Origin of the sequence: Nonomuraea sp. LPB2021202275-12-8 (genome assembly GCF_037044575.1) — a bacterium.
Taxonomy (GTDB): Bacteria; Actinomycetota; Actinomycetes; order Streptosporangiales; family Streptosporangiaceae; genus Nonomuraea.
The window spans coordinates 80415-99587 of sequence record NZ_JBAHWD010000033.1; the positions used below are offsets into that span (position 1 = coordinate 80415).

Consider the following 19173-nt stretch of genomic DNA (forward strand, 5'->3'; position numbering starts at 1 on the left):
GGGTTCACGACGCCCGGGCCAGCGCCTTCTTGTCCCGCGCCGTGGGCCCCCAGGAACCGGCCACCACGGGGACGCCGAGCGCCTCGGACACGGCCGACGGCCAGTCCGTCACCGCCGCGCCGTACACCGGCCGCTCCCGCATCAGCCGCGCGGCGAGGGCGCCCTGCCGCTCCAGCGCCCGCCCCTCGTCCAGGTGCGCCTCCAGGACGGCCGGCGGCCCTCCTGCGTAGGCCACGCACATCCTCGACACCGGCGCGTCCAGATGCGTCAGCACCAGCCCGTCGCACCCGCCGGCGGCCTCCAGCGCGTAGCGGTGCGCGACCGCGTCGAAGTGTCCCAGTCTGAACGGCCCCTGCCACGGGCCGGCGCCGTTGTGCGGCTCGGGCAGCTCCAGCGCCGGGTCCTCGGTGACCAGCGGCCCAGGCCCGTGCCTGGGCGTGTAGGTGCGCAGCACGCCGGTCCGCACCGCGCCGGCCCCCTGGAGCAGGTCCAGCGCGTTGCCGAAGGTCGTGGTGCTCCACGTCGTGTACGGATGGAAGCCGTGCCGCTCGTCGAGCAGCACCCCCTGCGCGCCCTCGAAGACCACCGGCCCCCGCCCGAGCAGCCCCGGCAGGTGCCCGTCATCGGTGAGAGCCACCCGCGAGGCGAACGCGCCGTAGGCCGCGACGCAGTCCTCCACGGGCGGCCCCGCCGCGCCCAGCGCCTCGCGTACGGCCGCCAGTTTGCCCGCCAGCGCCCGCGGCCGCGCGCAGTCGCCCACGCGCGGGGCCAGCTCGGGCGACGCCAGCGCGAACGCCATCGTTTCGCCCACGCCCATCCCGCACGACCCGTGCCGGTCAGCCCCGCGCGCCAGCTCGCGCTGCCTGCCCGCCTCGACGTGGTACGGCGTCGCGAGCAGCGCCTCACGGTCCACGCTCAGCAGCCCGTACGGATCCGGCACGCCGATGGAGGACAGATGGGCCGCTTCGGCGGACAGGGCGAGCGGATCGACGACCACGTACCTCGACAGGTGCGTGGGCACGCCTCGCAGTGTGCCGGACCCGAACTGGGCGAACGTGTGCCGCCTGCCGTCGGGCAGCACCACGTTGTGCGCGGCCTGGGCGCCCCCGTTGAACCGGACCACCGCCTCGACCGGCCGCGAGGCGCACAGCCAGTCCACCACCGAGCCCTTGCCCGCGTCGCCGTAGCCGAGGTCGGCGACGATCACGTGCTCGGTCACCCGTCGAGCCCGTCGAGCGGCTCCGACACGACCAGCGTGCCGCGGTCCAGCTTGGCGAGCGCCTTCGACACCGACGGCCCGGCGGTGGACCCCAGGCCGGCCAGGTCGTCGAGCCCTTCCTCCAGGTCGATGGCGTCCTCGCCGAGCCCCACCGTGAGCGCGATCGTCTCGCACACCGCGTCGAGGTCGTCGAGCTCCAGCACGTTCTGCCCGAGCAGGCCGCGCCAGGTCGCCAGGACCTCCCGGTCGCCGGCGTAGCTGCTCCCGGCGGGCAGGATGAAGTAGACGTCGTACTTCCTGGTCAGCTCGGCGACCAGGTCGGCCACCTTGATGTCGCCCTCGTTCGGGTCGCCGATCAGCGAGCTCACCATCTTGCCGCTGACCCGGGGGTAGGGCAGCTCGTCGCCGATGATGAACAGATAGCCGCGCTTGCCCCGCTTGTCGTAGCAGTCGATCGAGGTGTGCCTGGCCATGAAGTACATCGCCAGCTCGTAGGACTCCCTCTTCTGCCCGCCGCCCCCGCCTTCCAGCAGGATCCGGCCGAGGTGCTCGTCCATCCGGTTGTCGGACTCGAACTGGCCCACCTGCAGCGGCGCGCGGTCGCAGGTGGCGTCGCCGATCGCGCCGAACATGATCTGCGGGTCCTCGGCGTAGCCCTTGCGCAGCAGCAGCCCGAGCAGGTCGGGGAGCCTGGTCTGCAGCATGCGCGGCACGTGGCCCATGGAGCCGGTCACGTCGAAGAGCACCGAGACGGCCAGGGAGTTCGGGTGCTCGGCCGAGTCGCGGCTCTCCCTGGTGACGCCGTACGGCGCGAGATCGGGGTGGGTGGTCCTGGCGCCGCTGTCGGTGTGGGCGAAGGCGCTGGCACCGGTGGCGGCCCGGTAGTTGGCGGCGGAGGTGTAGACGTCGGTGGACCAGATTCCGCTTCCCATGGGGGATCCTCTCTAGAGGTGAAGGGGCCGGTACGCGCGCGGCCCGTAGAGCTTTTCGAGCAGCTCGTCCAGCTCGGCGAGCAGCGCCCAGGCGTCGGCCGGCGGGCGCAGCAGGCAGCCGCGGACGAACGCGCGCATCGGCTTGGGATGCTCGCCGAGCAGCCCGGCCACGCACCGCGTGACGGCCTGGACGTCGGCCCGCGCGCCGGTCGGTGCCGCGTCATGGGCGTGGCACCAGTCGACGAGGATGAGGCCGTGGTCGAGGGGGTGGACCAGCACGTGGCGGGGGAGGACCGCGCCGTGGGCGATCCCGGCGTGGTGGGCCAGCCCGGCGGCCACCAGCATGCGCCGCCAGATCCACGCCACGTCCCTGGGGTCGAGCCCGGTGCCGATCCGGTCCAGGGCGACGAACCCGTCGGGGGCGCGGCTGATCACGTTCGCTTGCCGTACGGTACCGCCGGTTTTGTGACGAAATTTGTCGATCAAGCGGGGGATGTAGGGCAGGAAGCGCGGGTCACCGTGGACGGCCATCCTGCGCAGTGCCGTGGCCTCGCGCACCAGCAGGTGACTGTGCGCCGGGACGCGCGCCACCTTGAGCACCGCGTCCCTGCCGTCCGGGTGCGGCCCCGCCGTTCCGGGCGCGGTGTCGCGGCTCGCCGGGTAGAGCACGGCGGTGCCGCCCCTGTGCAGCGGCGGCCCGATCCGGTAGGGGCCGACGAGCTGCCCGCGGTTGAAGTCCTCCCACAACGCGGCCAGCCGGGCGAACGCCGCCCCGGAGCCGGGGGAGAGGTCGGGATGCAGCAGCCGGGCCAGCCGCCGGTAGACCCGCACGGGGGAGTCGCCCGCGAACAGCTCGGCGGCCGATCGCGCCCCTGTGACGATCGCCTCCGCCTCGGCCGGGTTCACCGGATCTCCTCCTCTCGCGAGGGCCGGAGCAGGGCCGGGTGGAGCAGCCGGGCGTCGCCCGCGCGGTAGAGCCTGGCCCGGGGGCCACCCCTGGCCCCGCCGGTCTCGGTGGTCTCGCCGGTGCTCTCCACGAAGCCGGGGACGGACAGCACCTTGCGGTGGAAGTTGCCCGCGTGCAGCGGGGTGCCCCAGACGGTCTCGTAGATGAGCCGGAGCTCGGAGACGGTGAAGGTGTCACCGGCGAAGGCGGTGGCCAGCGGTGTGTACTCCAGCTTGGCGCGGGCCCGCTCGACCCCGTCGGCCAGGATGCGGCCGTGGTCGAAGGCGAGGGGCGGCAGGTCGTCGACCGGGTGCCAGACGGCCGCCGCGGCGTCCGTGCCCGCCTGCGGGTCCGGCAGGTCGGGGGCGAAGGCGAGGTAGGAGATCGACACGACCCGCATCCGCGGGTCCCGTGCGGGGCTGCCGTAGCTGGCGAGCTGCTCGATGTGCGCGGGCCGGGTGTCCAGGCCGGTCTCCTCGGCCAGCTCCCGCACCGCCGCCTCGGTCAGGTCCTCGTCCGGCTTGACGAACCCGCCCGGCAGCGCCCAGCTCCCGGCGTAGGGCTCGACCCCGCGCTCGACGATCAGCACGTGCAGCCGCCGGTCGCGGATGGTCAGCGCCACCACGTCGACCGTCACCGCGACGGGGGCGTAGTGCCGGGGGTTGTAGCCGGCCAGGAACTCTTCCATCGACGTCCTTCTCAATCTGAGTATTTCTCGATTCGAGAATAACCATGGAGGGGCGGCGCTGTCGATAGGGTTGCGCCATGATTCGTCACGTCGTGCTGTTCACCTGGACCGAGGACGCCACCGAGGAGCAGAAGGCCACGGTGGCGGCCGAGCTGCGCAAGCTTCCCGGGCAGATCCCGCAGCTCCGCTCCTACACGGTCGGTCGGGACGCCGGTCTCAATCCCGGCAACCACGACTTCGCCGTCGTCGCGGACTTCGACGACGAGGACGCCTACCTGGTCTACCGCGACCACCCCCAGCACCAGGCGGTGATCGCGGAGCACATCAAGCCGATCGTGGCGAGCCGGGCCGCCGCGCAGTTCAGCTGCTAGGCGGCGCGTCGTCACCCCAGCCGAGCCGCTTGATCACGAGCGAGCGGTACGTCGGGCCCACGTCCCGCACGGTGACCAGCTCGCCTCTGTAACGCCCGACGACCACCTGCCGGGTGCCCAGGACCAGCGCCGGCGAGGGCGCCCTGTTGCGATCAGACTTCCGGCGGGTTGTTCTCGCGGTGCATCAGCCGGTTCTCGGAGGTGTGGCCACGCCTGGGCGCCAGCACGATGCTCAGCACGACGCCGATCCCACCGACGATCATGAAGATCAGGCCGATGATGTCCATGTGCACGCTCTCGCCGAACACGTCCGGCTCGATCGCGAATCTCAGGATGGCGCCGAGCGTGAGGAAGAAGATGCTGACCCCGACACCCATTACGGCCTCCCAAGCAAACGGCGAGTACGCCCACGGTCATACCCGAGTATGGGCGATCACACCCGCCACATGTCAGCCCTCGCCGGGGGACTCGTCCCTAACGGCGGAACGCCCGCTCCGCGAGACGCGGGACGGGCGTTCTCCCCGGTGACTGCCGCGGGAGGCAGAGGGGTCAGAAGGCCTCCTCCGGGAGCTGCATGAGCTCCTGGCCGGTGGCGGCCAGCACCCGGCGCTCGGCGGCCAGGCGGGGCAGCACGGTCGTCGCGAAGAACGAGGCGGCGGCGACCTTGCCCTGATAGAACGGGTCCTCGCCGTCGGCCAGCTTGGCCAGCGCCACCTCGGCCTGGCGCAGCAGCAGCCAGCCGATCACCAGGTCGCCCAGCGCGAGCAGGAACCTGGTCGTGTTCAGGCCGACCTTGTAGACCTCCTCGGGTGCCTCCATCGAGCCCAGCGCCCATCCGGCCATCGTGTCGCCCATGGCCTTGATGTCGGCCGCGGCCTCGGCGAGCAGCTTGCGCTCCTCCTTGAGCCGGCCGTTGCCCGCCTCCGACGCGGCGAACTCGTTGATCTCGGCCAGCAGCGCCCCGATGGCCACACCCTGGTTCCGCAGGATCTTGCGGAAGAACAGGTCCAGGCCCTGGATCGCGGTCGTGCCCTCGTACAGAGAGTCGATCTTCGCGTCGCGGATGTACTGCTCGATCGGGTAGTCCTGCAGGTAGCCGGAGCCGCCCAGCGTCTGCAGCGACCGGGAGAGCAGCTCGTACGAGCGCTCCGAGCCGACGCCCTTGACCAGCGGCAGCAGCAGGTCGTTCATCGCATGTGCGTGCTGGTCGGCGGGGTCGAGCTGGATGGCGTCCTGGAAGGTCGCCGTGTAGAGCACCAGCGCGCGCATGCCTTCGGCGTAGGCCTTCTGCAGCATGAGCTCGCGGCGCACGTCAGGGTGGTTGAGGATGGCCACGCGCGGGGCGGTCTTGTCCGACATCCTGGTCAGGTCGGCGCCCTGCAGCCGCGACTTCGCGTATTCCAGAGCGTTCAGGTAGCCGGTGGACAGCGTGGCGATGGCCTTCGTGCCGACCATCATGCGGGCGTGCTCGATGACCATGAACATCTGCTTGATGCCCTCGTGCACGTCGCCGACCAGCCAGCCGATCGCCGGGTGCTTGTCGCCGAAGGTGAGCTCGCAGGTCGTGGAGACCTTCAGGCCCATCTTCTTCTCGACGTTGGTGACGTACGCGCCGTTGCGCTCGCCCAGCTCGCCGGTCTCGAGGTCGACGTGGAACTTCGGCACCAGGAACATCGACAGCCCCTTGGTGCCGGGGCCGTGCCCCTCGGGGCGGGCCAGCACGAGGTGGAAGATGTTCTCGGTCATGTCGTGCTCGGCGCTGGTGATGAAGCGCTTGACGCCCTCGATGTGCCAGGTGCCGTCAGGCTGCCGCACCGCCCTGGCCCGGCCCGCCCCGACGTCGGAGCCCGCGTCGGGCTCGGTGAGCACCATGGTGGCGCCCCAGTTGCGCTCGATGGCCAGCTCCGCGAAGCGCTTCTGCTCCGGGGTGCCGAGGTTCCACAGGGTGTAGGCGAAATTGGGGCCGGCGGCGTACATGTAAAGGGCCGGGTTCGCGCCCAGGACCAGCTCGGCCGTCGCCCACGCCAGGCTGCGCGGGATGCCCGGGCCGCCAAGGTCGGCGGGCAGGTCGAGGTGCGCCCAGCCGCCGTCGACCAGGGCCTTGTAGGACTTCTTGAAACCGTCGGGGACCGTGACCGACGAGGTGGCGGCGTCGAACACCGGTGGGTGCCGGTCGCCCTCCTCGAACGAGTCGGCCAGGACACTGGTGGACAGCCTGTTGACCTCGTCCAGGAGGCTGCGGGCGGTGTCCTCGTCCACGTCCGCGTAGGGTCCGGTGCCGAGAATCTCGCGTCGCCCGAACACCTCGAAGAGGTTGAACTCCAGGTCACGCACGTTGCTCTTGAAGTGGCCCATGGGTGCAGATCTCCTTGAACCGGGGTCCTTATGTACTGGCGAGTAACCTTACTAGCAATGCTACCCGCGGGTAACCATCGATATGCGTGGCATGCTCATCTCCATGGACGCCGAAGAACTCGCCGCACGATGGCGAGAGCGCCTGGAATCCTGGGCCATTCCGGAGGAGATCCTCGCCGCGGCCCCGGTCGACCCCTGGTGCTATCCCCTGGCCCGCTTCGCCACCCGCACCGACCGGGCTCTCGCCGAGCCCGACGACGGCCCCACCATGGCCCGTCTGGCCGAGGCGCTGCCCGAGGGCGGCACGCTGCTCGACGTCGGCTCCGGTCCCGGCGCCGCGTCACTCCCGCTGCGTGACAGGATCGGCCACCTGTGGGCCGTCGACTCCTCCGCCGAGATGCTGGAGGAGCTGTCGGCCAGAGCGGACAAGCTGGGCGTGCCGGCCACCACCGTCGAAGGCCGCTGGCCCGACGTGTCCGGCCGGGTGCCCGAGGTGGACGTGGTGGTCGCCGCCCACGTCGTCTACAACGTCCCCGACCTGGTGGACTTCCTGCAGGCACTCGACCGGAGCGCCAGGCGCCGCGTGGTGCTGGAGCTCCCGCACCGCCACCCGATGAGCTGGATGGCCCCACTCTGGCGGCACTTCCACGGCGTGGACCGTCCCGTCAGGCCGGTCGCCGAGGACTGCGTGGCCTTGGCGGCGGCGCTCGGCTTCGCGGTGCGCGTCGAGGAGCGCGAGGCCCCGCTGGAGCGGTTCGACTCCCTGGGGGAGCTGGCGGCCAGCGCGTGCCACCGCATCTGCCTGGACCCGTCGCGTTCGGAGGAGGTGGCGCGGACGGCGCTGGAGCTCGGCATGTGGCCCCTGCCCCGCGACCGGTGGGTGACCCTCTGGTGGGAATGACCCCACCCGGGACGGCGTTCCTCTAGGTGAGCCTCAGCTCCCGGACGAGACGCGCCGTACCCGGTAGGCCAAGACGACGCGCCGCACCGTCGTCTCGCTCGGAGGAGTCGTTTCCGATGGCTTGGATCATTCTCGTTCTGGCCGGCCTGGCCGAAGTCGCCATGGCCCTGTCGCTCAAACTCAGCAACGGCTTCACCCATGTGTGGTGGACCGTCTCCTTCCTGGCGACCGCCGTGCTCAGCTTCGGCCTGCTCGCCTACGCCCTGAAGTCGCTGGAGGTCGGGCCCGCCTACGCGGTCTGGACGGGGATCGGCGCCGTCGGCACGGCCGTGCTGGGCATGCTGGCGATGGGGGACGAGGTCTCCGCGGCCCGGCTCATCTCCATCGCGCTCATCCTGGCGGGTGTGGTCGGCCTCAACCTGGCCGGTTCCCACTAACCGGTTTGACGTGGTCGCCGGTGTCGCGATTGGCTGGCGAAATGATCGAGATACACGCTGTGACCATCGACTGCGCCGACCCGTACGAGCTGGGCTCCTGGTGGAGCAGGGCCACGGGGCTCCCGCTCGGGGAGGGTGACCAGCCCGGCGACGACGAGGTGATGCTGCGCACCAAGCAGGACCCGTTCCTGCTGTTCATCCGGGTGCCGGAAGGCAAGACCGTGAAGAACCGGCTGCATCTGGACGTCAATGGCACCGAGGGGCGCACCCGCGACCAGGAGGTCGAGCGGCTGCTGGGCCTGGGGGCGACGATCTTCGACGACCGCCGCACTGCGGAGGGTGTCGGCTGGGTGACCATGCGCGACCCCGAGGGCAACGAGTTCTGCGTGTGCAGGAGCGAGGCCGAGAGGGGGGTGCCGCGGTGACGGGTGTCAGCGCGCGGAGCGGGCTCGTCCCTGCATGGTGAGCGTGAGGATCGCGGCGATCACGTAGACCAGGGCGCCGTGCCAGCCCGCCTGGAACGCGGAGCCGATGACACCCTCACCGTCGAGCACGAGTTGCACCGGATAGTCCAGCACCGCGGCGATGCCGGCGGGCAGCAGCGCGAACTTCCACGGGTGCTGGAGCCCCCAGACGCGCGCCTGCCGGGTGACACGGTCGCCCTCCTCGGGCTTGGCCACCGCGCCGATGGCCGCGATCAGCGCGAACAGGCTGATGCCGAGGCCCAGGGCCCAGACCAGGTCACCGCCGTCGGTGAGCAGGCCCATGCCGAAACTGGCGGCGCTGACGGCGCCACCGCCGATGACCGCTGCCTTCCAGGGGGCGCCGCGCAGCGCGGCGCCGGACAGCGAGATTTCGTCGCGTCGGGTGATTTCGTTCATGTCCCCAGAGTGCCTTTTCGCACCCCCTGACCACATCGGGGACGGACCCTGATTTCCACCCTGACATGATTTGGACATGCAGGAAATCGAGATTGAACGGCTCGGGCCGGAAGAGGGGGAGCGGCTGAGGGCGATCCGGCTCCGCGCGCTCCAGGACACGCCGGACGCGTTCGGCTCGTCGTACGAGAGGGAGCAGCCCTTCCCGCCCGACAAATGGACGGAGAGGCTGAAAAATCCGGAATCGCGATGGATGGTGGCCACCGACGGGGGCGCCGACGTGGGGCTGGTCTGCGGGCTGGCCGAAGAGGGCGGGATGCACCTGCTGTCCATGTGGGTCGCACCTGAGGCCAGAGGGCGCGGCGTCGGCTCACGGCTCGTGGACGCCACCGTCGCCTGGGCGCGTGAGTACGGCGCGGAAGAGGTCGGACTGTGGGCCGTCGACCGGAACGCGGCGGCGCGGGCCCTTTATGTGAGAAAGGGCTTCACCCGCAGCGGCAAGGTCATGGCGCTGCCGTCCAACCCGCAGCTCATGGAGTCCCACTATGTGCTGTCGCTGCTCTTCCGGCCGGCCCGCAGGCAGGACGTGCCCGAGATCGTCGCGATGCTTGCCGACGACCCGCTCGGCGCCAGGCGCGAGGGCGACCCGGGTGACGAGCGCTATCTGGCGGCCTTCGACCGGATCGACGCCGACCCCTACGACGAGCTGATCGTGGCCGAGCGTGACGGCAAGGTCGTCGGCACGATGCAGCTCACCTATCTGGCGGGGCTGTCCCGGCTGGGCGCCGAGCGCTGCCAGATCGAGGCCGTGCGCGTCTCGGCCGCCACCCGGGGGCAGGGCCTGGGCCGCCGGATGATCCAGTGGGCGGTTGACCGGGCCAGGGCGCGTGGCTGCGCGATGGTGCAGCTCACCTCCGACAAGTCCCGCAACGACGCGCACCGTTTCTACGACTCGCTCGGCTTCACCGCCTCGCACGAGGGTTACAAGCTCTCGCTGAGCTGAGCGAGCATCCACCTGCACCACTCGGCCCGGTGCCGCTCGTAGCCGAGCCCGCACCGCAGCGCCGCGTAGTTGCCGAACCGGGGGCTGCCGAACGCCGGCGGCCCCCCGATCGCCTCCTCCTCCCGCTCGTACTCGGCCAGCCGGGCCTCGTGCGCCGCCAGCTGGTCGGCGAACAGCCGCCTGAGCGCCTCCGGGTCGGCCAGCGCGGCGGCGTACGTCTTGAGCACGAGCTCGTCCCGCTCGGGCCGCTCGCGCGGCGGCGCGGTGACCCACTCCCGCAGCGCCGCCGTGCCCGCGGGGGTCACGCTGTAGACCTTCTTGTCCTGCGGCCCCGGCCCGTGTCTCGTCTCGAACGAGACCAGGTTGCCGGCCAGCAGTTTCTGCAGCTCGGCGTGGATCTGGCTGTGACCGGCCGTCCAGAAGTAGGAGACCGGCCGCCGCATGGCCGCGGCGATGTCGTATCCGGTGCGCTCGCCGCGGGCCAGCACGGCGAGGATCGCGAATCCCAGCGTTGAGGTCATGGTGCCCTCAAGGGTATGGTCCTAGCAACTATGTCACTTTAGACATAGTCTCGATGAAGGGGGCGGCCATGCGCGCGATCGTCTGCTCGGTGGGACTCGTACTGGTGCTGACCGCCTGCGGAGGCGCGGTCAGCACGACGGAGGCGAGCGGAGCCCCGCCGTCGACGCGGGCGGCCACCCCCAGCCCCACCCCCACCCCCACCCCCACGAAAGCCAAGGTGAAAGGCCCCAACGTGAGCGGCTGCTTCACCGAGGAGGACGGCAGGATCTTCACCCACGGTGAGGGCGATCTGCCCGGTGTCATCACGGGCACGGGCCCGGTGGGGGTGGTCATCACCTACGAGCGCGGCGGCAACGTCTGCACCTGGCGCCCGCTGTCGGACCGCCTGGTCGCGGCCGGCTACCGCGTCCTGCTGTACGCCAGGAAGTCCGACGCGCCCCCCGAGGACGTCGCCCAGGCCATGGCCAGGCGCCTGGGCAAGGAGAAAGGCGTCGAGCGCCTGTGGCTGGTCGGCGGGTCGGTCGGCGCCACCGTCTCGGTGCCCGTGGCCGGGCGGCTCGGCGCCAGGGCGGCAGGCGTCGTCGCGCTGTCAGGAGCGATCGAGGCCGCGGACGCGGCCAAGCTGGAGGTGCCGCTGCTCCAGATCGGCACCGAGAACGACGGCTACGGCGGCGCCAGGGACCTGCAACCGGCCCACGACGCCGCCACCAGGACCCCCGACAGGCAACTCCACATCATCAAAACCGAGAGCATGCACGCCTCGGAGCTGTTCCGCAGCTCCTACGGGCCGGACGTGCTGGACCGGATCATGGCCTTCATGGCCCGGCACAAGGGCTGACCTCGACCAGGTTGTCGTGGTAGACCGCGCCCCTGCCCAGGTCGGCGTCGCGCTCCTCGACGACCGCGTTCGGGTTGGCGCCGCCGGGGCTGAGCTTGGGCCAGCGCCCCTTGGGCGTGGCCACCACGCCGCGCGCCACCCGGTCGCTGACCTCCACGTCGGCCAGGAACTCGCCGCCCGCGTTGTGCACCCGCACCCGCTGCCCGCCGACCAGCCCGCGCGCCTCGGCGTCGGCGGGGTTGACCAGCACCACCGGCTCCTTGGCCCGCCGCAGCAACTCGGGGTTGTTGCCGAAGGTGGTGTTCAGGAACGTGTGCGAGGCGGGCGTGATCAGGGTCAGCGGGTACGGCGCGTCGCCGGCCGTACGAGCCGACCGGGACGGGACGTACGCCTTGCCCGCCGGCGGGAAGCGCAGCCGGCCGGACTCGGTCGGGAAACCGCCGGCGTACGGCGCGAAGGGGACGGGATAGTTCATCCGCACCCATCCCTCCTTGCGCAGCCTGTCGACCGTGATGCCCGCGAGCGACGGGTGGTCGGCGGACAGGAGGCTCTCGGCCAGCTCCAGATCCGAGTCGAACAGCGACGGCTCGGTCATGCCCATGTGCGCGGCCAGGCGGCGGAAGGTCTCCGTGGTGGACAGGCACTCGCCGGGAGGCGCCACCGCGGGCTCGTTCCACAGCAGGTAGAGGTGGCCGTAGCCGGCGTGCAGGTCCATGTGCTCGGTCTGCATGGTGGCGGGAAGCACGATGTCGGCGTAGTCCACCGTGTCGGTGGGGAAGTGCTCCATGACGACCGTGAACAGGTCCTCGCGTTCGAGCTGCTTCCTGATCCGGTTGCTGTCGGAGGTCGAGCCGACCGGGTTGGCGGCGTACACCCACAGGCACTTGACCGAGTCCGGCTTGGCGAGCTCGGAGGCCAGCCGGGTCATCGTCAGCGTGCGCACCGGCGCGGCCAGCAGGTCCTCGCGGGTGTCGATGGCGAGGTGGACGTGGTCGCTGGTGGAGTAGGAGACCCCGCCGCCCGGGTGCCGCCAGTCGCCGGTCACCCCGGGGATCGCGGCGATCGTGCGCATCGCCGCGCCGCCGCCCTCGTGCCGTTGGATGCCCATGGTGGCGCGGATGGCGGTGGGCCTGGTGTGCGCGAGCCGCATCCCCAGGCTGTGGATGTCCTCGGCCGGGATGCCGGTGATCTCCGCCACTGTTTCGACCGGATATTTCAGGATCTCTTCGCGGAAGCTCTCCCAGCCCTCCGTGTACTCCGCCAGGAACTCCTCGTCCTGCGTGCCCTCGGCGAGCACCACGTTCAGCAGGCCGAGCGCGAGCGCCGCGTCCGTGCCCGGCCTGATCGCCAGATGCTGGTCCGCCTGGTCGGCCGTCCTGGTGCGGATCGGGTCGATGGCCACCACGTGCGCGCCCGCCGCCCTGGCGTCCTGGACGAACTTCCACAGGTGGTGCCCGCTGGTCAGCGTGTTCGTGCCCCACAGCAGGATCAGCCTGGACAGCGCGAAGTTCTCCGGGTCCATGCCGCCCGCGCTGCCGTTGGTCAGCCTCAGGCCGGTGGTGCCCGCCGCCGAGCAGATGTTCAGCCAGTGCTTGGATGCGCCGAGCGCATTCCAGAACCGGCGCCCGGCCACACCCTCGCAGCCCTGCAGGTATCCCAGCGAGCCGGTGCCCAGGTAGGGCCAGATCGCCTCACCGCCGTACTCCTCGACGATGCCGCGCAGCCGGGTCGAGATCTCGTCCAGCGCCTCCTCCCGGCTGATCCGCTCGAACTCGCCGGAGCCCTTGGGCCCGACGCGGCGCATCGGATGGAGGATGCGGTCGGCCGCCCGGGTGTGCTCCAGATAACGGTTGACCTTCACGCAGAGCGCACCGCGCGTGTAGGGGTGGTCGGGGTTGCCGCGCATCTTGACCGCCTCGCCGTCCTCGACGGTGACGACCCAGGAGCAGGTATCGGGACAGTCCAGCGGACAAGCCCCCAAAACGCGCAATTTGCCCGACATGAACCACAGTTTATGGCCGTCCCATCAACGCGACCGCGGCGCGTGCGCGGTAGACATCAGGGTGAAGGGTTGGAGTTCCACCGTGTAGCCTGCCAACGCTTCGAAGCGTTCGGGGATGGGCAGGTCAACGCTGGTCGCGTCCATACCCGGGTCGAGGGCCCAGATGACGATTCGGGACACTGATGCCCAAAGATCGTATGGTCTGGCCGGGAAGGTGCAGAATCGCTGTCGGTGGCCGAAATCAGAGAACGCGAAAACGCGGAGGATCTCTCAAAGGAGGATCCGGCCGTGACCGAAGCGCGCCCTGAATTGGACGTCTACGTGGTCGAGCCGCTGCTCCCGCAGCGCCTGCGCCGTCCGTCAGACCTCCTGCGGCTCCTGGCGACCCTGCTGGCGCTCTCCGCGGTCATCCTGCTCGCCCTGGTCGCCAAGCAGACGCTGAACGGCCTGGAGAGGGACGTCACCGAGGGCACCACGCTGGTGCCCCTGCTCAGCCGGATCGCCACCTTCGTCGGTGGCGCGGCCGTGCTCATCGTCCCGGTCGCCTTCGCCGTCGAGCGGGTCTTCCACCGCGACGGCCTGCGCGTCGCCGAAGGGCTGATCGCCGCCATCATCGGCATGGTCGGCTCCTTCCTGCTCGGCCAGTGGCTGGTCGGCGGCAACGCCGAGGACCTCACCCAGCTCCTGACCGGCGGCCGCTCGATCGAGCCGCTCAACACCCTGCTCACCTCGGTCATCGCCTACGCCACCGCGGTGCGGATCTCACGCAGGCCGAGCTGGCGCGCGCTGATGTGGACCGTGATCGCCCTCGACATCCTCGCCCTCTACTCCGGCAGGCAGATCACCCTGCCGGGCGCCATCGTCACGGTCCTGTTCGGCATGGTCATGGGTTACGCCACCCTGTACGGCGTCGGCAGCCCGAACACCAGGCCGCCCGGCAACGCCGTGGTGACCGCGCTGCGCAAGCTGTCGTTCTCGCCGGTGTCGGCCCGCCGCATCGACGACGACCACCAGGGCAGCCGCCGCTACGCCATCGGGCTGGCCGACGGGACCAGCCTCGACGTCACCGTGCTCGACCGCGACCGCCAGGTGGCCGGCCTGCCCTACCGGCTGTGGCGGCGAATCCGGCTCAACTCCGAGACCAGGCGCAGGGCCATCCGGTCGCTCCGGGCCGAGTTGGAGCGCGAGGCGCTGATGGCCTACGCCGCCCAGGCCGCCGGCGCCAGCACGCCGCGCCTGCTCGGCACCAGCGAGATCGGCACCGAGGCGGCGCTGCTCGCCTACGAGCACCTCGACACGCGCCCGCTCGACGAGGTGCCCGACGAGGAGCTCGACGACAACGTGCTCGCGCAGATCTGGGAGCAGGTCTCGCTGCTGCAGATCCAGCGGCTCGCGCACCGCAGGCTGACCGGCGAGGGCATCCACCTGGACCAGGCGGGGCGGGTCGTGCTGACCGACGCCCGCAGCGGCGAGATCGCCGCCGGAGACCTGCTGCTCCGCCTCGACATCGCCCAGCTCCTCACCTACCTGGGGCTGCGCGTCGGCGCCGAGCGGTCCGTGGCCAGCGCGGCCGCCATCATGGGCTCCGACGCGCTCGCCACCGCGATGCCGCTGCTCCAGCGCATCGCGCTGACCCGCGAGACGCGCGCGGCACTCAAGAGGGACAAACATCTGCTCACCGGCATCCGCGAGCAGATCGTGGCGCTCAAACCGCAGGGCAAGGTCGAGGAGATCCGGCTGGAGCGGTTCAAGCCGCGCACGCTGGTGACCATCATCGCCAGCACGCTGGCGGCCTACTTCCTGCTCTCCCAGCTCAGCCAGGTCAACGTGGTGCAGGTGGTCACCACCGCCAACTGGGCCTGGTCGGGGCTGGCGCTGCTCACCTCGTTCGTCAGCTTCGTGGCCGCCGCGCTGATGCTCAGGGGGTTCGTGCCCGAGGCCCTGCCGCTCTGGCGGACGGTGCTGGTCCAGTTCGCCGCGTCGTTCGTGAAACTGGTGGCGCCCGCCGCGGTCGGCGGGGTCGCGATCAACACCCGCTACCTGCAGAAACGCGGCATCTCGCCGGCCCTGGCGGTGGCCAGCGTCGGCGCCTCGCAGTTCGCCATGCTGGTCTTCCACATCGCGCTGCTGCTGCTGTTCGCCTACATCACCGGCTCCAACACCGCCACCACCTTCACGCCCTCACGCGGCCTCGTCGGAGTGCTGCTGGCCGTGGCCCTGCTCATCGTGGTGCTGTTCGGAGTGCCCCGGCTGCGCAGGATGATCACCAGCCGGATGCACCGGCTGTTCGCCAACGTGCTGCCCCGGCTGCTGGACGTGCTGCAGTCGCCGCGCAAGCTGCTCGAAGGCTCGGCCGGCACCCTCATGATCACGATCACGTTCGTGGCCTGCCTGTACGCGTGCCTGCGCGCCTTCGGCGGCACGGTGGACTTCACCACCGTCGCGGTCGTCTATCTGACGGCCAACGCCATCGGCTCGGCCGCGCCCACACCTGGCGGCCTGGGCGCGGTCGAAGCCTCGCTCACGCTGGGACTGACCGTGGCCGGCGTCCCCGCCGAGCTGGCCACCTCCGCCGTGCTGCTCTACAGGCTGCTCACCTTCTGGCTGCCGGTGCTGCCCGGCTGGGCGGCCTTCACCTTCCTGCAGCGCAACGAGGCCCTGTGAGCTGATTACGAGGCCGCTCCGATGATCTTGTCGATGGCCTGCAGCTCGTCCTCGGTGAAGGCCGGGCCGTCCACGCACGCCACGTTGTCCTCCAGCTGCCGCACGCTGCTCGCGCCGATCAGCACGCTCGTCACCCGGGGGTCCCTGAGCGTCCACGACAGCGCCATCTGCGCCAGCGTCTGCCCCCTGCCCCCGGCGATCTCGTTGAGCGCCCGCGCCAGGTCGCGGTCGATCCGCTCCTCGCTGAGGAACCTGCTGGTGGCCGCTCGCGAGTCCGAGGGCACGCCCTGCAGGTAGCGGTCGGTCAGCAGCCCCTGCGCCAGCGGCGAGTACACGATGCACCCCATACCCGCCTCCTCCAGCGCGTCCAGCAGCCCGCCCTCGATCCAGCGGTTGATCATCGAGTAGGAGGGCTGGTGGATGAGCAGCGGGGTGCCCAGCTCGCGCATGATCCTTGCCGCCTGCGCGGTCTGCTCGGCCGGGTAGTTGGAGATCCCCGCGTACAGCGCCTTGCCCGAGCGCACCGCCCGGTCCAGCGCCCCCATCGTCTCCTCCAGCGGCGTGTCGGGATCCGGCCGGTGGCTGTAGAAGATGTCGACGTAGTCCAGCCCCATCCGCCCCAGCGACTGGTCCAGGCTGGCCAGCAGGTACTTGCGCGAACCCCACTCGCCGTACGGTCCGGGCCACATGTCGTAACCGGCCTTGCTGGAGATGACCAGCTCGTCCCGGTAGGGAATGAAGTCCTGCCGGAAGATCTGCCCGAAGTTGCGCTCCGCGGAGCCGTACGGCACGCCGTAGTTGTTGGCCAGGTCGAAGTGCGTCACCCCGAGATCGAACGCCCGGCGCAGGATCGTCCGGGAGTTCTCCAGCGGGCGGTCGTCCCCGAAGTTGTGCCACAGCCCCAGCGAGACGGCGGGCAGCTTCAGCCCGCTCCTGCCACTGCGGTTGTACGGCTGCCGCTCGTAGCGGGTGTCGTCTGCTTGATATGTCATTCCGTGCTCTCTTCCGTGCCACGTTCGATGATCCAGGAAAGCGCGAAGGCCTCCTCGCGCCAGGCGTCGTAGCGCCCGCTGCGCCCGCCGTGACCCGCGCCCATCTCAGTCTTGAGCAGGAACGGCCCTCCGCCCGCCACCGCGCGCAGCCTGGCGATCCACTTGGCCGGCTCGTGGTACATCACCCGCGTGTCGTTCAGGCTGGTGATCGCAAGAATCGGCGGATAGGTCCGCTCGTCCACGTTCTCATACGGCGTGTAGCTCTTCATGTACGCGTACACGTCCGCGTCGTGCAGAGGGTCGCCCCACTCGTCCCATTCGATGACGGTCAGCGGGAGCGACGGGTCGAGAATCGTATTCAGGGCGTCGACGAACGGCACCTCGGCCACGACGCCCGCGAACTCCTCCGGCGCCAGGTTCGCGACCGCGCCCATCAGCAGCCCGCCCGCGGACCCGCCCCTGGCGATCACCTTCGAACTCCAGCCGGACTGCTTGAGGTGCCTGGCAGCCGCCACGAAGTCGGTGAAGGTGTTCTTCTTCTTGGTGAGCTTGCCCTCCTCGTACCAGCGCCGGCCCATCTCACCGCCGCCGCGCACGTGCGCCACGGCGAAGGCGAAACCGCGGTCGAGCAGCGAGAGCCTCGGCACCGAGAAGCCCGGGTCGATGGCGCTCTCGTAGCTGCCGTAGCCGTACAGGACCGTGGGAGCGGGACTGGCGGTGTCCTTGCGCCTGACGATCGAGACGGGGATCTCGGTGCCGTCCTCGGCCACGGCCCACTCGCGGAACTGCTCGTAGTCTCCCGGGTCGTAGCCGCCGAGCACCGGACGCTGCTTCAGCAGGATGAGCTCATGGGTGGCCAGGTCGTAGTCGTAGACGCTGGCCGGGGTGACCATGCTGGTGTAGGCGAGCCTGAGCCGGTTGGTGGCGAACTCCGGGTTGCCCGCCGGCCCGACGTCGTAGAGCGGCTCGGGGAAGTCGATCTCGTACGCCTCCTCGCCCTCGTACGGCAGCACGCGCAGACCGGTCAGGCCGTCGCGGCGGAAGTGGACGACAGCGTGACCCGCGAACGCGTCGACCTCCAGCAGGCGGGTGTCGTCCCGGTGCTCGATCAGCGGGGTCCACGAGCCGGGGTCGTCCAGCGGGGCGGTGGCCAGCTCGAAGTTGCGGGCGCCTTCGTTGTGGAGCACGTAGAAGAAGTCGCCCGCGTGCTCGACGCCGTACTCCACGCCGGTCTTCCTGGGGCGTACGAGCTCGAACTCGCCGGTCGGGTCGCCGGCGTCCAGGATCCGGACCTCGCTGGTGATCTTGCTGCCGGCGCCGAGCACCAGGTATCGCTCGCTGCGGGTCAGGCCGATGCCCACCCAGTAGCGCTCGTCGGTCTCCTCGTAGACGAGGACGTCCTCCTCGGTGCCGAGGGTGTGCCGGTAGACCTGGAAGGGACGCCAGGCATCGTCCACACGCGTGTAGAAGAACACCGAGCCGTCGGCGGACCAGGCGCCGCCGTAGAAGATGCCCGCGATCTCGTCCGGAAGCTGCTCGCCCGTCGCCAGGTTCTTGAACCGCAGCGTGAAGCGCTCGTCACCGCTGAAGTCGGTGGAGTAGGCCAGCATCGTGCCGTCAGGCGAGACGGCGCTGGTCCCCATGGAGAAGAACGCGCTGTCGCCCGCCAGCTCGTTGCCGTCGAGAATGGTCTGCTCACGCTCCAGGCGCTCGCCCGGCGTGATCTTCGGCGGGGTGTCGCCGTCGGCCGGCACCCGGCAGGAGACGGCATACTGCTTGCCCTCCTCCGTGCGGGTGAAATACCACCATCCGCCCTTTCGGCTCGGTACTGACAGGTCGGTTTCCTGGGTGCGGCCCTTGATCTCCTGGAAGACCTGCTCCCGCAGGTCGGCCAGATGCGCGGTCCGCTCTTTGAGAAAGGCGTTCTCCGCCTCCAGATAGGCGATCGTCTCGGGATCTTCTTTGTCGGTCAGCCACGCGTACTCGTCGATCACGGTGTCGCCGTGATGGGTGCGCTCAGTCGGAACCTTCTTCGCCACAGGGGGCGTGTTGCTGCTCACGGGGGGAGTCTATGTTCGGCCGTGATCGTTTCGTGGCCTGCCGCCTTCCCGAAGTCGGCACGAGCGGTCCAGGGCGCTGCTAATCTCTAGAAGCCGACATGGTGCGGCGCAACCACTCCTCTCATTCAGGTGATATCGGTGTGGGCTGCGCGGCTGGTGTCGGTAACTCCTTCTGGCTCGCCGGTGTGAAGATCGGTTCGCTGAACAGTCCAAGGGCTGGTAAGTTAGAGGGGTTGCCCTGGAGACGGGGCGGTCGAAATTCCCGCAGGTCGAGTGAGTCCGGTCAATTTGACAGGGGCTTGAGCGGCTGGAAGGATTAAGACATAACAAAGACGAAATGAACGTCTCTGAGCGGGGATCCCGGG

The 19173-nt window shown here is 70.3% G+C and carries 18 protein-coding genes, 1 pseudogene and 1 riboswitch; of the genes and pseudogenes, 8 read left to right on the forward strand and 11 right to left on the reverse strand.

Annotation, left to right across the window (positions count from 1 at the left end; genetic code table 11):
- Nucleotides 1-4: 4 nt before the first annotated feature.
- From V5E28_RS39005 to V5E28_RS39020, 4 genes are read right to left on the reverse strand one after another with little or no spacing between them, the layout of a single operon-like run.
- Nucleotides 5-1219 (reverse strand): adenylosuccinate synthetase, encoded by a 1215-nt coding sequence (locus V5E28_RS39005; protein WP_336214670.1) that lies wholly within the window; start codon nt 1217-1219, stop codon nt 5-7.
- The gene (locus V5E28_RS39010; protein WP_336214672.1) at nt 1216-2151 is read right to left on the reverse strand and encodes a hypothetical protein; all 936 of its coding nucleotides are present in this window, start codon (nt 2149-2151) and stop codon (nt 1216-1218) included. The genes V5E28_RS39005 and V5E28_RS39010 overlap by 4 nt, the downstream gene beginning before the upstream one ends.
- Before the next feature lie 12 nt (nt 2152-2163).
- Entirely contained in the window at nt 2164-3057 is an 894-nt protein-coding gene (locus tag V5E28_RS39015; protein WP_336214674.1) for a molecular chaperone DnaJ, read from the reverse strand.
- Complete coding sequence (locus tag V5E28_RS39020) at nt 3054-3785, reverse strand: NUDIX hydrolase (RefSeq protein WP_336214675.1); 732 nt, start codon at nt 3783-3785, stop codon at nt 3054-3056. The genes V5E28_RS39015 and V5E28_RS39020 overlap by 4 nt, the downstream gene beginning before the upstream one ends.
- A 77-nt stretch (nt 3786-3862) precedes the next feature.
- Here V5E28_RS39020 and V5E28_RS39025 point away from each other — a divergent pair, with 77 nt between their 5' ends.
- Nucleotides 3863-4156: a Dabb family protein gene (locus V5E28_RS39025; RefSeq protein WP_336214676.1), complete on the forward strand. Its 294-nt coding sequence runs from the start codon at nt 3863-3865 to the stop codon at nt 4154-4156.
- Nucleotides 4157-4308: 152 nt separating this feature from the next.
- Here the strand turns inward: V5E28_RS39025 and V5E28_RS39030 are convergent, their stop codons facing one another.
- A complete protein-coding gene (locus V5E28_RS39030) occupies nt 4309-4533 on the reverse strand; it encodes a hypothetical protein (protein WP_336214677.1) in 225 nt (74 codons plus the stop codon).
- Between the two features lie 172 nt (nt 4534-4705).
- On the reverse strand, nt 4706-6511 hold the full coding sequence (locus tag V5E28_RS39035; protein ID WP_336214679.1) for an acyl-CoA dehydrogenase: 1806 nt from the start codon (nt 6509-6511) through the stop codon (nt 4706-4708).
- 103 nt (nt 6512-6614) lie between these two features.
- On the opposite strand from V5E28_RS39035, the gene V5E28_RS39040 reads away from it, so the two are divergent.
- The 3 genes from V5E28_RS39040 (at nt 6615) to V5E28_RS39050 (ending at nt 8274) form a co-directional block, all read left to right on the forward strand.
- A complete protein-coding gene (locus tag V5E28_RS39040; protein ID WP_336214681.1) occupies nt 6615-7412 on the forward strand; it encodes a class I SAM-dependent methyltransferase in 798 nt (265 codons plus the stop codon).
- A 25-nt stretch (nt 7413-7437) separates the two neighbouring features.
- Nucleotides 7438-7495: riboswitch (guanidine-III (ykkC-III) riboswitch) on the forward strand.
- 33 nt (nt 7496-7528) lie between these two features.
- Nucleotides 7529-7849 carry a DMT family transporter gene (locus V5E28_RS39045; protein ID WP_336214682.1) on the forward strand — a complete coding sequence of 107 codons (321 nt, stop codon included), beginning with the start codon at nt 7529-7531 and terminating at the stop codon, nt 7847-7849.
- A 41-nt stretch (nt 7850-7890) separates the two neighbouring features.
- Nucleotides 7891-8274, forward strand: coding sequence for a VOC family protein (locus V5E28_RS39050; RefSeq protein WP_336214683.1), 384 nt, complete (start codon nt 7891-7893; stop codon nt 8272-8274).
- Nucleotides 8275-8280: 6 nt separating this feature from the next.
- On the opposite strand, the gene V5E28_RS39055 is transcribed toward V5E28_RS39050, so the two are convergent.
- Nucleotides 8281-8730, reverse strand: coding sequence for a hypothetical protein (locus V5E28_RS39055; protein ID WP_336214684.1), 450 nt, complete (start codon nt 8728-8730; stop codon nt 8281-8283).
- 76 nt (nt 8731-8806) lie between these two features.
- On the opposite strand from V5E28_RS39055, the pseudogene V5E28_RS39060 reads away from it, so the two are divergent.
- A pseudogene (locus tag V5E28_RS39060) lies at nt 8807-9217 on the forward strand (GNAT family N-acetyltransferase); the annotation flags it as partial.
- A 42-nt stretch (nt 9218-9259) separates the two neighbouring features.
- Nucleotides 9260-9730: a GNAT family N-acetyltransferase gene (locus V5E28_RS39065; RefSeq protein ID WP_336214695.1), complete on the forward strand. Its 471-nt coding sequence runs from the start codon at nt 9260-9262 to the stop codon at nt 9728-9730.
- Here the strand turns inward: V5E28_RS39065 and V5E28_RS39070 are convergent.
- Nucleotides 9709-10251, reverse strand: a complete 543-nt coding sequence (locus V5E28_RS39070) for a PadR family transcriptional regulator (protein ID WP_336214686.1) — start codon at nt 10249-10251, stop codon at nt 9709-9711. The genes V5E28_RS39065 and V5E28_RS39070 overlap by 22 nt on opposite strands.
- 68 nt (nt 10252-10319) lie before the next feature.
- Between V5E28_RS39070 and V5E28_RS39075 the strand changes: the two genes are divergently transcribed.
- Entirely contained in the window at nt 10320-11090 is a 771-nt protein-coding gene (locus V5E28_RS39075) for an alpha/beta hydrolase (protein WP_336214687.1), read from the forward strand.
- Here V5E28_RS39075 and V5E28_RS39080 read toward each other — a convergent pair.
- Complete coding sequence (locus V5E28_RS39080; RefSeq protein ID WP_336214688.1) at nt 11068-13092, reverse strand: molybdopterin-containing oxidoreductase family protein; 2025 nt, start codon at nt 13090-13092, stop codon at nt 11068-11070. The two genes, V5E28_RS39075 and V5E28_RS39080, sit on opposite strands and share 23 nt — an antisense overlap.
- Nucleotides 13093-13380: 288 nt before the next feature.
- Here V5E28_RS39080 and V5E28_RS39085 point away from each other — a divergent pair, with 288 nt between their 5' ends.
- Nucleotides 13381-15756, forward strand: a complete 2376-nt coding sequence (locus V5E28_RS39085; RefSeq protein WP_336214690.1) for a lysylphosphatidylglycerol synthase transmembrane domain-containing protein — start codon at nt 13381-13383, stop codon at nt 15754-15756.
- 5 nt (nt 15757-15761) lie between these two features.
- Here the strand turns inward: V5E28_RS39085 and mgrA are convergent, their stop codons facing one another.
- The gene (gene mgrA / locus V5E28_RS39090) at nt 15762-16748 is read right to left on the reverse strand and encodes an L-glyceraldehyde 3-phosphate reductase (protein WP_336214691.1); all 987 of its coding nucleotides are present in this window, start codon (nt 16746-16748) and stop codon (nt 15762-15764) included.
- Complete coding sequence (locus tag V5E28_RS39095) at nt 16745-18808, reverse strand: S9 family peptidase (RefSeq protein WP_336214692.1); 2064 nt, start codon at nt 18806-18808, stop codon at nt 16745-16747. Before V5E28_RS39095 ends, mgrA begins: the two co-directional genes overlap by 4 nt.
- Nucleotides 18809-19173: the final 365 nt, after the last annotated feature.